Origin of the sequence: Ancylobacter polymorphus (genome assembly GCF_022836935.1) — a bacterium.
Taxonomy (GTDB): domain Bacteria; phylum Pseudomonadota; class Alphaproteobacteria; order Rhizobiales; family Xanthobacteraceae; genus Ancylobacter; species Ancylobacter polymorphus_A.
Window position 1 is genome coordinate 240,052 of sequence record NZ_CP083239.1, and the last position, 14,436, is coordinate 254,487.

Sequence of the window (14,436 nt, forward strand, 5' to 3'; positions counted from 1 at the left end):
GGAGCGGCCGGCCCCGGCCATCGGCATCGCAGCCCGGAGGCGTCCGCCTCCATGGGAGAGGTGTGACATGCTTCTGCAGTTCTGGACCGGCGTCGAATGGCTGGCGCGCGCGCTTTTGTGCGCCCTCATCAGCGCCATGGTGATCGTGTGCCTCGGCCAGGTGATCTGGCGCTATGCCTTCAACGACCCGCTCATCTGGTCGGAGGAGCTGGCGCGCTATCTCTTCGTCTGGGTCGGCTATCTCGCGGCCTGGTTCGCCTGGACCAAGCGGGCGCATATCGCGCTCGACGCAGTGACCTATCTGGGGCTTCCGGGGCTTGAGCGCGCCTGCGGCCGGCTCGTCGAGGCCATCGTCCTCGTCTATTGCGGCGTGACGCTCCATGCCTGCATCGGCTTCCTCCGCCTCACCAGCAATCAGCCCTCGGCCGTGCTCGAAGTGCCGATGAGCCTGGTCTATGGCGGCTATGCCGCCATGTGCGTCCTCATCATCGGCGACATCGTGATCGGCTGGATCTATGGCGCCCGACGGGCCGCCCCGGCCGTTCCGCAGGAGTAAGACCCATGGCCACGGTTCTCTTCGTCGCCTTCGCCGTCCTGCTCATCCTCAACATGCCCGTCTCCTTCGCCCTCGCCGTCGCCTCGGTGATGGCTCTGCTCTATGGCGGCCTGCCGCTGGCGCTGGTGGTGCAGAAAATGACCGCCGCCATGGACAGTTTCGTGCTGCTGGCGGTGCCGTTCTTCCTCCTTGCCGGGCACCTGATGGCGCGCAGCGGCATCGCCCGCGACATCATCGATTTCGCCGACGCGCTGGTCGGCTGGATGCGCGGCGGGCTGGCGCACGCCAATATCGGCGCCGGCATGCTGATGGGCGGCATGACCGGCTCGGCGGTGGCGGAAGCCTCCTCCACCGGCGGCGCGCTGATCCCTCCCATGCTGAAGAAGGGCTATGGCGCGCCCTTCACCGCCGCCGTGACGGCGGCCGCCTCGACGATTTCCGTGGTCATTCCGCCCTCCATCCCGATGATCGTGTTCGCCGTGGTCACCGGCGTGTCGGTCGGCGACCTGTTCATCGCCGGCATCGTGCCGGGCATTCTGATGACGGTAGCGCTGATGGTGACGGCGTGGCTGATCGCGGTGCGGCAGGGCTATCAGCGGGGTCCGCGCCCGACCCTCGCCAGCATCGGCCGCGCCACCCGCGCCAGCGTGTGGGGCCTGCTGATGCCGGTCGTCATCATCGGCTCGATCCGCTACGGCATCGCCACCCCGACCGAGGCCTCGGTGGTCGCCGTGGTCTATGGCATGGTGGTGGGCCGCTATGTCTACCGCACCATCGCCTGGCGCGACCTGCCCGAAATCATTCTCGACAGCGCGGTGACCACCGGCATCGTCATGCTGATGATCGCCGCTGCCTCGGTGTACGGGCTGATCGTCACCCGCGAGCAGATTCCGCAGGCGGCCGCGCATTTCATCCTGGAACTGACCAACAACCCGCAGCTGGTGCTGCTGCTGATCCTGTGCGTCTATCTCATCGCCGGCATGCTGCTGGACCTCGCCGCCAACATCATCATCCTCGTGCCGGTGCTGTGGCCGCTGGTGAAGCGGCTCGACATCGATCCGGTGCAGTTCGGCGTCGTCACCGTCATCGGCCTCGCCATCGGGCTGATCACGCCGCCGGTGGGCGCGTGCCTGTTCGTCACCTGCGGCATCGCCAAGACCGACCTGCTGCGCGGCAGCAAGGCGGCGGCGCCGTTCATCCTCGCGCTGATCGTCGTGGTGCTGCTCATCATCGCCGTGCCGGGCATCGCCACCTGGCTTCCCTACAGCGCCAAGGCGATGCAGTGAGCCCGGAGAGCCGGCGCAACGCTTGCTGGCCCGCGAAGGGCGCCACTGGTATGCTCAACATGCCGACCCGGCGCGAGACGGGTCCGACCCTGCAGGAGCGCGTGAATGGCCGATGTTTCCGACACCATAGTGCGACGAAAGCTGTCCCATGAGGTGTTCGACCGCCTGAAAACGCTGATCACCTCCGGCGAACTCGGCCCTGGCGACGCCCTGCCCTCCGAGCGCGATCTCATGGAGCGCTTCGGCGTCGGCCGCCCCGCCATACGCGAGGCGATGCAGGCGCTGGCCAATATCGGCCTCATCGCCATCACCCATGGCGAGCGGGCACGGGTGCAGCAGCTTTCCGCGCGTTCGCTGTTCCAGCAGGTGGACCTCACGGCGCAGATCCTGCTCTCCGCCTCGCCGGACAGCCTGGAGCATCTCAAGCAGGCCCGCCGCTTCTTCGAGCGCGGCATGGCGCGCGAAGCCGCCCAGCGCGCCGAGGCGGCCGACATCGCCGCGCTGCGCGGCATTCTCGACCAGCAGGCCAAGGCGGTGAGCGAGCCCAAGCAGTTCATCGCCTATGACATGCGCTTCCACACCCAGATCGCGGCGATCTCCGGCAACCCGATCTTCGAGGCGGTGAGCGAGGCGATGCTGTCCTGGCTGCGCCAGTACTATACGGAGATGCTCACCTGGTCCGGCCGCGAGAATGTGACGCTGGTCGAGCATGAGGCGATCATCGACCACATCGCCCGGCACGATGCCGACGGGGCGGAGGCGCTGATGGTCAAGCATCTCGACCGTTCCAGCGCGCTCTACACCCGGCCGGGGTGAGCCTTCACCCTTCCAGACGCAGCACCGCATAGGGCGGGAGAAGGAGCGACCCGGCCCCGGCGTCGACCGGGCGCGGGCCGGCGCCGCCGAGCACCACCGCCGCGTCGAGCAGTAACGCGCGGCCGGGGAAAGGCAGCGTCACGGCCTGTTCCTGCGGCGTCAGATTTGCGGCCAGCAGCACGCGGTCGCCGGCTTGCGTGGCGCCGGCCAATGCCAGCACCCGCGCCGGATCGCCCGAGGCCACGGGAATCGCCGGCGCACCGCCGAGCCCCGCCAGCCAGCGGGCGGCGTGGAACACCGGACGGCGGCGGCCCGGCGCGTCCTCGGCCAGCAGGCCGAACGGGCCGGTGAGGGCCGCGCCGGTGAAGCTCTCCACCCCCGCTTCCGCGAGGCGCGCGGCCATGCCGACCAGATAGGCGGCGGCGAACAGCCCGTCCTGCCGGGGGTCCCGGTCCGCCATCGGCATCCGCCGGCGCTCGGGATTGGGCATGACCCGCGCGCCATAGGGGTTCTGGCGCATGCCAATGGTGGAAGGCCCGATGCGGTAGGGCATGTCCGCGCCGATGAACGCCCGCGCCGAGCGCAGGATGAAGGGTAGCGCCTCCAGCGACTGCATCACCGCGCGATCATCGGCATCGTGGACGATGGGACAGGTGCAATGGGTGACATAGTCGATAAGCGCCACCGGCGGGCGCTTGCGGTTCAGCTCGGTGAAATAGCTGAACATGCCGCCCCCGAGCCGCAGCGCGGGGAAGGCGCGGCGGGCAGCTTCATAGACCTCTCCCAGCGGCGGACAGGGCGGCCAGACGCTGCCGGGCGGGGTCGAGCGCCGATCAACCGCGGGGCTGACGGCGAGCGCGTCCAGCCGCAGCCCCGCCGCTGCCACCTGCCCGGCGAGGTCGCCGAATTCCGCGTCCAGCGGGCGGGCGCAGGGCACCACATATTCCAGCACGCACTCCCCGCCCTGCGCCGCCGCGAGCTTGGCGTATCCCGCGAGCTCCGCCGGCCCGTGCCCCGCGGTGGGGTCGAAATGAAACAGCAGGGTCTGCGGGGCGAGCGCGGCCAGCTCGTCGGCGGCGTCCCGCGTCGCGGCGGCCTCCTCGGGGGCGATCACCAGCCCGAAGCGCGACAACCGCCCGCGCGTCGCGCCAAGCGCGAGCGCCACCGGCGCGTCGTCCTGCGGGGTCGGCGCGGCGGCGCCTTCCGCAACGATGTCGAGCGTCACGCGCTGGCGCACCGGCACGCCGGCCGGCAGCTTATAGGGCCAGGGTAAGGCCAGTGGGCGCACATAGGTCTTGTAGGAGGCGTCCGACCAGTTGCGCTGGTCCTCCATCTCGAAGGCATCGCCCTCCATACGGCAGGTCGCCCGAACGCCCGGCGCCACAGTGTGGCGGATCGCCCGCATGTCCTTGAAGGGCTGCGCCGGGTCGATCAGCTCCGGCAGGCGGGCGGCCACCCGGCGGCCGTCGACGTGCTCGACCTCGACCTCGGTGCCGGCGAGCCCGACGATAGGGTGAAGCACGGTGAAGCCGCAGCGAGTGGTGAGGAAATCGCCCTCCGGCACCGCCTCGCCCGCGAAGACGAGGCCGGTCGGGCGGCCCTCGATGCGGCCCTCATAGACCAGCCTCTCGCCGCCGGCCCCGGTGCATTCGGCCTGGTAGCCGACCGCAAAGCGTCCCTCCCCCTCCTCGATGGCGAGATCGTGCAGCACGGGCGCATAGGTGCCCCAGTCCTTGTCGCGCACCACGAAGGAGATCGCCCGCAGCACCTCGACGCCGTGGAAGCGGATGTTGCGCAGATTGCCCGCGATCAGCTCCGCGCTCAGCGGGCCGGCTCTGAGCCGGCGCGCCTCCGGCTCGGGCTCGGGCGTGCCGAACAGCGCCCGCCGAAGGGCCTCGGGAGAAACGGCGGCGGTCATGGCGCCACGGCCTCCGTTTTGGGGGCAGCGCGGCGCCGGCGCACCGCCCGCCCGCCCGCCAGCGCCAGCACGGCGATGACGACCATCCCCTGCACAATGTCCTGCGTGCCCGCCGGGAGGCCGGCGATCTGCATGGTGGTGACGATGAGGATCAGCAGGAAGCTGCCGCATAGCGTGCCGAGCGCGGTGGAGGAACCGCCGAAGATCAGCGAGCCGCCGAGCACCACCGCGCCGAGCGATTGCAGCAGATAGGGCTGGCCCATTTCCAGAAAGGCGCCGCCGACATAGGCGCCGAGCAGCATGCCGGTGAGCGCCGCCAGCAGGGCGGAGGCGAGGAAGGCGCCGGTGACGACGCGGCCGGTGCGGATGCCGGCCAGCGCCGCCGCCCGCTCATTCTGCCCGACAGCGGAGAGCCGGCGGCCATAGACGGTGCGGCCGAGCAGCAGGCCGGCGAGCGCCACCGCGACGAGCGCGATGACCAGCATCAGCGGCACGCCCTCGACCCGGCCGGCGGCCAGCGTCTTGAGGAAGGGGCCCATGGAAAAGCCCGCCGCCCAACGATTGGCGATCAGCGTCGCGGTGGCGAGGATATAGCCGGTCGCCAGCGTGGCAATGATGGCGGGGATGCGCAGCACCACGACCAGCAGCGCATTGGCGAGCCCGGTTACCAGCCCGATGCCGAGCACCGCCGCCAGTGCCAGCGGCAGGCGGGCATCCGAACCGGCTGCCACCACGATGCTGGCATAGGCGCTCAGCGTCAGCACGCTGGCGATGGACAGGTCGATATTGCCGCGCCCGGTGGTGACGACCAGCATCTGACCGAGGGCGACGAGGGTGAGAAAGCTGGCGGACACCGCCACGCCGGAGAGCGAATGCAGGCTGAAACGTCCGGTGGTGATCGACAGCACCGCCCACAGCAGCAGCACGCCGAGAGCGGACCAGATCCAGCGGTGGCGTTCCAGCCTTTCCATCAGGGCGGTCATCGGCGGGCCTCCCGGCGATCGGCGAGCGCGCGCAGCGCCAGCATGGACAGGAGCAGGCAGCCCTGCACGGCGGCATTGTAGTCGGTGGAGACGCCGAGCGCGCCTAGCAACGCGCCGACAAGGGCGAGGGTGAGCGCCCCCGCCACCACGCCCAGCGGCGAGACCAGCCCGCCGATCAGCGCGCAGCCGCCCATCACGACGGCGGCGACGCTGATGAGGGTGAACGGCCCGCCGGCATTGATGTCGCTGGCGGTGTTGATGGCGGTGAGCGAGAGCCCCGCCGCCAGCGCGAACAGGCTCGCCAGCATGTAGCGCAGGACGGCGTAGCGCAGCGGCGACCAGCCGCCCAGCGTCATGGCCGGCGCATTATTGCCGAAGCCGCGCAGCACCACACCGAGCGGCGAGCGGTCGATGGCGAGGGCGACGAGCGCCGCCACGCCGATGAGCACGAGGCTGGCCGGCACCTCGAACAGCGTCCAGGCGAAGGCGGCCGACAGCCATTCCGGCGACGCGCCGCCCGGCGTCGGCTGTAGCGTGTAGCCAACGCCGATCCAGATGAAGGAGGCACCGAGCGTGACCACGATGGCGGGAATGCGCCGCAGCTGGATCGTCGCCCCGATCAGCCCATAGGCGAGCACGCCGGCAATGAGCGCAAGCGCACCGAGCCAGGGCGTGTCGAGCAGCAGCGTCGCGCTAAGCACATTGACCAGCCCGGCGAAGGCACCGACGCCGAGGTCGATCTCGCTGCCGCCGACGACGAACATCTGCGCCAGCGCCACCAGCACCAGCGCCAGCGCCGGCCCGAGCAGCAGTTCGAGGCCGAACAGCGAGACGGTGAGCGGGTTCACCCAGGCCATGAGCGCGAAGACGGCGGCGAGGCTGGCGAAGGGGGCGAGATCGACCAACCGGTCGGCGAGCCCGCGCGCGCCGGCAGTTGCATCACGCTCGCTCGGTCCACTGCCGGCAAAGGAAGCGTCGACGATCGCCTGCTCGGTGATCTCCGCCCCCACCAGCTCGCGCACGATGCGCCCGCCGGCGAAGACCAGCACGCGATCGCATTCCAGGAACTCGATGTCTTCCGTCGAATGCCAGATGACGAGCCGGCCCGCCCGCGCCACCGTGCCGATCAGCGCGTAGAAATCCTCCTTCGCCCCGACATCGACGCCGCGCGTGGGATCATCGAACAGGATCGTGTCGGCCTCGCCCACCAGAGCCCGGGCGACCAGCGCCTTCTGCTGGTTGCCGCCCGAGAGGTCGAGAATGGGGGAATCGAAGCGGGCGGGATCGAGCTTCAGCTTCTCGGCCGCGCCTCGGGCGGCGTCGCGTTCCCGCGCCTCCTGCACCAGCCCGAGCGGGGCCCGCCCCTCCAGCCGGCCGAGCGCGATGTTGGAGAGCACGCTCCACAGCGGAAACACGCCCTCCTTCTGCCGGTCGCCGGAGACGAAGCTGGCATTGCCCTTGCGGACGATACCGGCGCCCGGCCTTCGGTGGAGACGGTGCAGCAGATCGCGCTGGCCGGAGCCTTCCAGCCCGGCGAGACCGACGACCTCGCCAGCGCGCAGCACCACATCGCGCCCCAGCGCCGCGACGAGAGGACCGGACAGGCGCACCTGCTCGGGCGCTTCCGCCCCGATGACGGGGCGGCCGGCGCGGCGGGAGCGCATCTCGCTCTCGCTCGCCCCGCCCATCGCCCGCACCAGCGCCTCGACGCTCGCCTCCACCGCCGGCCCGCACCAGACGGAGCGGCCATTGCGCAGCACCAGAACGCGGTGGGCGATATCCACCACCTCCTGCAGCTTGTGGCTGATGAAGATGAAGGCGAGCCCCTGCGCGGTGCGGGCCTTGATATAGGCGCGCAGCTGCCGGCTGCGCTCCAGCCCGAGCGAGGAGGTCGGCTCGTCGAGGATGACGAGGCGCACCTGCGGGGTGGCGACGGCGCGGGCGATCTCCACCATCTGGCGCTGGCCGATCTGCAGATGGGCGACGCGGGCATCGACCGAAATGCCGTGATCGGGAAACACCTCGTCCAGCGCCGCCCGCGCCCGGGCGCGGTAGGTCCGGCGCCAGCCGGGCAGCGCCCGCGCCGCCTCCGGCGCTTCGAGAAAGAAGTTTTCCGCCACCGAGAGATTGTCGCAGAGCGACAATTCCTGATGCACGATGCGGATGCCGCCGGCCTGTGCCAGCGTGGTGTCGTAGAGATCGGTGGCGATGTCGACGCCGCGCAGCGTGATGCGGCCGGCATCGGCGCGGGTGACGCCGCACAGGATCCGCATCAGCGTCGACTTGCCGGCGCCATTGCCGCCGACAAGGCCAAGCACCTCGCCGGCGCCGACAACGAGATCCACCGCGTCATTGGCCCGGGTCGGGCCAAATGCCTTGGAGATGCCGGACAGGCGCACGACCGGCGCCGGCGCGGCGCCGCCGGCCTCGCCGAACGCGTGCGGCCCGGCCGCAGAGGGTGTGTGACGAGGCGGCGCCGACGCCCCGGCCGCGCGTGCCGGTGCGTCCTGCGCGGCAGAAAAAGCTGCCGTCATCATGCGTGTCCGTGGTCGGCTTCAGGGACGGGCGGTCGGCGGGTCAGTTGCCCGCCTTGGCCTTGATCAGATTGTCCTGCACCCATTGCTGGGAATAGGACGGGCTGACGATGACGCCTGCGGGCAGCCCCGCATAGTCCTTGAGGTTCTCATCGGTCACGGTGGCGACCGGCATGATCATGAGCTTGGGCGGGTTGGCGCCCTTCACCAGCTCATAGGCGAGCCAGAAGGCGGCGCCGCCAATGCCGGGCGTGGTGTTCATCGAGATGGTGGAATAGCCGTTGGCCTGCTTCTGCTTCGCCCACCACTGGATGAAGTTGGACGAGCCGCCGCCCTCGATGACCGGCATCTTGTTCGCATAGGCGCCGCCATACTGGTCGAAGGCCTGGGCGATGCCGGTGTCGTCCGAGCCGCCCTGCGCCAGCACCGCGTCGACCTGCGGCAGGCTGGGCAGCGCATTGGCCACGGCCGACTGGGCGACCGAGGCGGTGGCCTGGCCATAGACGGTGGCAACCACCTTCACGTCCGGATAGTTCTTCAGCACGGCTTCCTGCGCGCCATACATGTCGGCATCCGGCGCCGAGCCCTTCACGCCGCGCACGACAATGACATTGCCCTTGCCGCCGATCTTCTTAAGCACCCATTCGGCCTGGTCGCGCTTGTAGCCCTTGAAGTCGAAATTGAGCTGCCAGTTGCACGGGGCAGAGGCGACGGAGTCGAACGACACCACCTTGATGCCGGCCTTGCACGCCTTCTCGATAATGCCGTTCACCGCCGTCTCGGAGGCGGCGTCGACGGCGATGGCGTCGACCTTCTTGAGGATCAGCTCGGCGATCTGGCTGTTCTGCTGGGCGACGGTGCCGTCGCCATTCAGGATGATGTAGTCGGCGATCTTGCCCTCGGCCTTGGCCTTCTCGGCCGCTTCCTTGAAGGCGTCGACCATCTGGTGCCGCCAGCTATTGCCGAAATAGGCATTGGCCAGCGCGATCACCGGCTTGTCCGGGGTGGCGGAGGCCGGCAGGGCGCCGGCGGCAGCGAAGGCAAGGGCCGCGCAGGCGGTGGCGCAGGCGCGCGAAAGGGTTTTCAGGCGCATCATTTCCTCCCATTGGCCCCATTGGTGAGGCTCTTGATGGATTCCCAGGCATCGGCGATCATTGGCCGCTCGATGGTAGCAACATTATCTCATTATACCAGTTGCGCAAGTCCGTCGGCGCGGCGGACGGCCCACGGGCCCCGCGCGGCATGCGGATGGTAGGGGCGCAGCCCTGCGCCGTGCGTCGCCGCCGGCGGCGAACCACGGGGAGGATGGTGCGGAAGAGGCGTGGGGACGTGCCCCGTTCAGCGCGACGGGGTGGTGCCCGTCATGGCGATGCTGGCGAGATCCGCCTCGGCGGCCATGGCCGCCTTCACCGCCGCCTCGCGCCGCTCGCTGTAGCGGCTGGTGAAATAGTCCCGGCGCTCGCGGGTGAGCAGGGTGAACTTCATCAGTTCTTCCATCACGTCGACGACGCGGTCGTAATAGGAAGACGGCTTCATCCGCCCGGCTTCGTCGAATTCCTCGAACGCCTTGGCGACCGAGGACTGGTTGGGGATGGTGATCATCCGCATCCAGCGGCCGAGCACGCGCAGCGTGTTCACCGCGTTGAAGGATTGCGAGCCGCCGGAGACCTGCATCACCGCCAGCGTGCGCCCCTGCGTCGGGCGGATGCCGCGATATTCCAGCGGCAGCCAGTCGATCTGGCATTTGAACACGCCGGTGATGGTGCCGTGCCGCTCCGGGCTGCACCAGACTTGGCCCTCCGACCATTCCGACAGGCTGCGCAGCTCCACGACCTTGGGATGGTCAGCCGGCACCGCGTCCGGCAGCGGCAGGCCGTGCGGATCAAAGATGCGGGTTTCCGCGCCCATGGCGGTGAGCAGGCGCGCGGCCTCCTCGACCAGCAGCCGGCTATAGGAGCGCGCGCGCAGCGAACCGTAGAGCAGCAGGATGCGCGGGGGATGCGTCATCGGCGCGGCCGGCGCCAGCTTGTCCGCGTCCGGGCGGTCGAAATGGGCGGGGTCGAGCGCCTCGGTGAAATCGTCACTTGTCATCGGGCAACCTCGGATGATGCGCGGCGCGACAGGAAGGCGGCGAGCCAGAAGCCGACGGCCACGATGACCGTCAGGAGGATGATGCACGCCAGCACCGCATCATAGGAGCCCGAGGCCGACCAGATCAGGGCTCCGGCGAGCGGCGCCACAGCGCGCGAGACGGTGCTCGGCGCCGACATCGCCCCGTTCACCGCGCCATAGGCCTCCCGCGTCAGCATCTCCGGCACGGAGAGCCCGCGCACGATGGTGGTGATGCCGTTGGCCGCGCCATAGAACAAAGCGACGAGGGCGATGAGCAGGAAGCTCGGCGGCAGTACATCCAGCGCCACCAGCGCCACCGGGAACACCGCCACGGTGAGCGAGCCGATCACCCGCACCGGCGCGCGCGGCGCGAACACCCAGATGGCGATGCGCCCCGCCACCTGCGCCGGGCCGATCAGCGTCATGGCCGCAACCACGGCGGAGACCTCGAGCCCCTTCTCCACCAGCAGCGGGTAGAGATGGAAGGTGAAGGCCGAGAAGGCCGCGGAATAGGCGGTGAAAGCCACCGCCAGCGCCCAGAACACCGGCTGGCGCGCCGCCCAGGCCACCGCCGCCCGCCCGCTCAGCGCCGGCCGGCCGCTGGCGGCGGGACGCTCCGGCGCGTCGGCATCGGGGTCGATCACCGACCAGTAGCAGCCGGCGCAAACGAGGATGTTGATCGCCGCCAGCACCAGTAGCGCGTCGCGCCAGCCGACCGTGTCGAGCAGCAACTGCACCAGCGGGATGAACACGGTGGAGGCGAAGCCACCCCACAAAGTGAGCGCGGTGATCCCCGCCCGCGCATGCGAGGGGCCGGAGCGGCGGGCAATGACGGCGAAGGCGGGATCGTACAGCGTCGCCGCCTGCAGCGCGCCGATGCCGGCCACCGCGACATAGAACAGAGCGAGGCTCTCCACTTGCGACCACAGCACCAGCAGCAGACCTGCCAGCACCGAACCTGTGGTCATGATCGCGCGGCCATGGCCGCGGTCGATGGCGGCGCCGACGGGATAGGCGGCCAGTCCCGCGAAGGCGAGCCCCAGCGTCGCCGCGCCATAGAGCGCGCTCTTCGACCAGCCGAGCTCATGGCCCATCGCCTCGGCGATCAGCGGGAAGCTGTAATAGAGCGAGCCCCAGGAACAAACCTGGCCGATGCCGAGGCCGGTGACGAACAGGCTGCGCGCGCCGGGCGGGCGATGCTCGCTGAGCGGCGGGGCGAGGGCATTGCCGCTCACGACGCCGCCGACGGTTCGGCCGGAGTCGCGGCACAGGCCGCATCGGCGCAGCATTCATCGGCGAGATAGCCAATCAGCGCATCCATGGCGGGGTAATGCGCCCGGCAGATGAGGGTCGTCGCCTGCCGCTCCTGCGTCACCAGCCCCGTCTCAATGAGCCGCTTGAGATGATGCGAGAGCGTCGAGGCGGCGATGCCGATCCGCTCCTGCAGGCCGCCGACCGGCAGGCCGGCATGACCCGCCCGCACCAGCGTGCGGTAGATCTGCAGCCGGGTCGGATTGCCCAGGGACTCGAGCTGGCATGCGGCTTGTTCGAGATTCATGGAAATAAGTTAGGCGACGCCGCCAGCGGCGGTCAAGCGCTGTTTCGACAAGTATCGAAATATAAGCCGGCGCCCTTCAGACGCCGGGCGCTGTGCGTGGAAACCAGCTTTTGCCGAGCCGCAGCGCGACATGCACCAGGAGGATCAGCACCGGCACCTCGACCAGCGGGCCGATGACGGCGGCGAAGGCCACCGGCGAGGCGAGGCCGAAGGCGGCGATGGCGACCGCGATGGCGAGCTCGAAATTATTGCCGGCGGCGGTGAAGGCAATCGCCGTGGTGCGGGGATAATCCGCCTCGATCAGCTTGCCCATGGCGAAGCTGATGAGGAACTGGACGACGAAATAGAGCGTCAGCGGAATGGCGATGATCACCGCGTCCATCGGCAGGCGCACGAGATCGCCGCCCTTGAGGCTGAACATGGCGACGATGGTGAACAGCAGCGCGCCCAGCGTGATCGGGCTGATCTTCGGCAGGAACACATGGGCGTACCAGTCCGGGCCCTTGCGGGCGATCAGAACGCGGCGGGTGAGAAAGCCGGCCAGGAACGGGATGCCGAGATAGATCAGCACCGCCTCGGTGATGGTCCAGAAGCTGACATCGACCACGCTGCCCTCCAGCCCGAACAGAGGCGGCAGCACGGCGAGGAACAGCCAGGCATAGGTGGAGAAGAACAGGATCTGGAAGATCGAATTGAACGCCACCAGCCCGGCGACATACTGGTTGTCGCCGCAGGCGAGTTGGTTCCACACCAGCACCATGGCGATGCAGCGCGCGAGGCCGATGAGGATCAGCCCGGTCATATATTCCGGGTAGTCGCGCAGGAAGATCACCGCCAGCGCGAACATCAGCGCCGGGCCGATCAACCAGTTCTGCACCAGCGACAGCGCCAGCACCCGCTTGTCGGCAAAGACAAGATGCAGCTCCTCATAGCGCACCTTGGCGAGCGGCGGGTACATCATCAGGATCAGCCCGATGGCGATCGGAATGTTGGTGGAACCGACCGAGAGCCTGTTCAGCGCCTCCGGCAGGCCGGTGAACAAAGTGCCGAGGACGACGCCGAGCGCCATCGCCGCGAAGATCCACACGGTGAGGTAGCGGTCGAGAAAGGACAGCCGCGCGGCGGGCCGGGGTGTCAGCGCCAGGGTCTCAGACATGGGGTTTCCGGTTCTCGTTCAGAGCGTTTTCGAGCGAAGTGGATACCGGTTCGCGTCAAGAAAACGCGTGGATTCAATAGCCTAGAGCACTTCCCCGATACATTGAATCGGGGAAGTGCTCTAGGCGGCGCGGTGGCCGTTGATGTCGATGACGCGTTCGCCGTCTTCCTTGCGGAATTCGCCGCGCTGGGGAGCGTCGAGCAGGTCGAGCACCGCCTCGGAGGGCCGGCACAGCTTGACGCCGCGCGGGGTGACGACGATGGGGCGGTTGATGAGGATCGGGTGCGCCATCATCGCGTCGAGCAGCGCATCGTCGCCGAGCGCGGGGTCGCCGAGGCCAAGCTCGGCATAGGGCGTGCCCTTCTCGCGCAGCAGATCGCGCACGGTGATCCCCATGCGGGCGATCAGCGAAACCAGTTCCTCGCGGCTCGGCGGGGTCTTGAGATATTCGATGACCATCGGCTCAAGGCCGGCATTGCGGATCAGCCCCAGCACATTGCGCGAGGTGCCGCAGGCGGGGTTGTGGTAGATGGTGATGTCGCTCATGGCCTTCTCCTCACGCCACATCGCGCCGGGGCTGGGTCGCCCCCTCGCTGCGGCCGATCTCGTGCAGCTTCGCCCCGAGCGTCATCGTGTCGAGGCTGCGGATCGGCAGGGCGGCGAAGGTGGCGATGCGGTTCTTGAGATAGCGGAAGGTCCGGGCGAAGGCGGCTTCCTTCTCGATCTCGGTGCCCTCGACGGCGGCGGGGTCCTCGATGCCCCAATGGGCGGTCATCGGCTGGCCCGGCCAGACCGGGCAGGTTTCGCCCGCCGCGCCGTCGCAGACGGTGAAAACGAAATCCATCACCGGCGCGTCGGGCGCGGCGAACTCGCCCCAGCTCTTGGAGCGCAGGCCGTCCGTGGGGTAGTCGAGGCTGCGCAGCGTCGCGATGGCCAGCGGGTTCACCTCTCCCTTGGGCTGGCTGCCGGCGGAGAAGGCGCGGAAGCGCCCGTGTCCGTCCTTGGCGAGGATGGATTCCGCCAGAATGGAGCGGGCGGAATTGCCGGTGCAGAGAAACAGCACGTTGTAGATGTGGCCGACCTCACGGCCGGACGGCGTCGTTTCAGACATGGCGCGCCTCCTTGGCGGCAGGTGTGTCTGTGTTCTGCCCCGCGGCGGGACAGCAGGGCTGGAGATCGGCGATCAGCGGGGCGCAGATATCGGGCTTGCCGCCGCAGCAATCCTTGAGAATGAAGGAAGCGAGCTCGCGCACCGCGTCGAGCCGGGCGCGGTAGAGGATGAGCCGGCTCTGCCGCTCGGCCTCGATCAGCCCCGCCCGGGCGAGAATGCCGAGATGGGTGGAGAGCGTGTTGTGCGGCACGTCGAGCCGGCGCGCCACCTCGCCCGCCGGCATGCCCTCGGGCTCATGAGCGACGAGCAGGCGGAACACGTCCAGCCGGGTGGACTGGGCGAGCGCGGCGAAGGCGGCAAGGGCATTATCCGTGTCCATATGTCGACGATAACCGACATATGGAAC

Annotated in this window: 14 protein-coding genes; 3 read left to right on the top strand and 11 right to left on the bottom strand. The window is 69.2% G+C overall.

Going from position 1 to position 14,436, the window contains the following annotated elements; translation table 11 throughout:
• The first annotated feature begins 67 nt into the window (after positions 1–67).
• The 3 genes from K9D25_RS01050 (at position 68) to K9D25_RS01060 (ending at position 2,658) form a co-directional block, all read left to right on the top strand.
• Complete coding sequence (locus tag K9D25_RS01050; RefSeq protein ID WP_244378395.1) at positions 68–556, top strand: TRAP transporter small permease; 489 nt, start codon at positions 68–70, stop codon at positions 554–556.
• A gap of 5 nt (positions 557–561) precedes the next feature.
• Complete coding sequence (locus K9D25_RS01055; RefSeq protein WP_244378397.1) at positions 562–1,842, top strand: TRAP transporter large permease; 1,281 nt, start codon at positions 562–564, stop codon at positions 1,840–1,842.
• A gap of 105 nt (positions 1,843–1,947) precedes the next feature.
• Positions 1,948–2,658 carry a transcriptional regulator NanR gene (locus tag K9D25_RS01060; RefSeq protein ID WP_244378399.1) on the top strand — a complete coding sequence of 237 codons (711 nt, stop codon included), beginning with the start codon at positions 1,948–1,950 and terminating at the stop codon, positions 2,656–2,658.
• 4 nt (positions 2,659–2,662) lie between these two features.
• On the opposite strand, the gene apnL is transcribed toward K9D25_RS01060, so the two are convergent.
• The 11 genes from apnL to K9D25_RS01115 form a co-directional block, all read right to left on the bottom strand.
• On the bottom strand, positions 2,663–4,576 hold the full coding sequence (apnL, locus tag K9D25_RS01065; protein ID WP_244378401.1) for a D-apionate lactonase: 1,914 nt from the start codon (positions 4,574–4,576) through the stop codon (positions 2,663–2,665).
• On the bottom strand, positions 4,573–5,559 hold the full coding sequence (locus K9D25_RS01070) for an ABC transporter permease (RefSeq protein ID WP_244378403.1): 987 nt from the start codon (positions 5,557–5,559) through the stop codon (positions 4,573–4,575). The genes apnL and K9D25_RS01070 overlap by 4 nt, the downstream gene beginning before the upstream one ends.
• On the bottom strand, positions 5,556–8,096 hold the full coding sequence (locus K9D25_RS01075; protein ID WP_244378404.1) for an ATP-binding cassette domain-containing protein: 2,541 nt from the start codon (positions 8,094–8,096) through the stop codon (positions 5,556–5,558). Before K9D25_RS01075 ends, K9D25_RS01070 begins: the two co-directional genes overlap by 4 nt.
• A 40-nt stretch (positions 8,097–8,136) precedes the next feature.
• The gene (locus K9D25_RS01080) at positions 8,137–9,186 is read right to left on the bottom strand and encodes an ABC transporter substrate-binding protein (RefSeq protein ID WP_244378405.1); all 1,050 of its coding nucleotides are present in this window, start codon (positions 9,184–9,186) and stop codon (positions 8,137–8,139) included.
• 245 nt (positions 9,187–9,431) lie between these two features.
• Positions 9,432–10,184 (bottom strand): arsenical resistance protein ArsH, encoded by a 753-nt coding sequence (arsH, locus tag K9D25_RS01085; RefSeq protein WP_244378410.1) that lies wholly within the window; start codon positions 10,182–10,184, stop codon positions 9,432–9,434.
• Complete coding sequence (locus tag K9D25_RS01090; protein WP_244378412.1) at positions 10,181–11,440, bottom strand: MFS transporter; 1,260 nt, start codon at positions 11,438–11,440, stop codon at positions 10,181–10,183. Before K9D25_RS01090 ends, arsH begins: the two co-directional genes overlap by 4 nt.
• A complete protein-coding gene (locus K9D25_RS01095; protein ID WP_244378414.1) occupies positions 11,437–11,763 on the bottom strand; it encodes an ArsR/SmtB family transcription factor in 327 nt (108 codons plus the stop codon). Before K9D25_RS01095 ends, K9D25_RS01090 begins: the two co-directional genes overlap by 4 nt.
• 76 nt (positions 11,764–11,839) lie before the next feature.
• Positions 11,840–12,919, bottom strand: coding sequence for an ACR3 family arsenite efflux transporter (gene arsB / locus K9D25_RS01100; RefSeq protein ID WP_244378416.1), 1,080 nt, complete (start codon positions 12,917–12,919; stop codon positions 11,840–11,842).
• Between the two features lie 120 nt (positions 12,920–13,039).
• Entirely contained in the window at positions 13,040–13,465 is a 426-nt protein-coding gene (arsC, locus tag K9D25_RS01105) for an arsenate reductase (glutaredoxin) (RefSeq protein ID WP_244378418.1), read from the bottom strand.
• Between the two features lie 10 nt (positions 13,466–13,475).
• A complete protein-coding gene (locus K9D25_RS01110) occupies positions 13,476–14,030 on the bottom strand; it encodes an arsenate reductase ArsC (RefSeq protein WP_244378420.1) in 555 nt (184 codons plus the stop codon).
• A complete protein-coding gene (locus K9D25_RS01115; RefSeq protein WP_244378422.1) occupies positions 14,023–14,409 on the bottom strand; it encodes an ArsR/SmtB family transcription factor in 387 nt (128 codons plus the stop codon). Before K9D25_RS01115 ends, K9D25_RS01110 begins: the two co-directional genes overlap by 8 nt.
• Positions 14,410–14,436 lie beyond the last annotated feature (27 nt).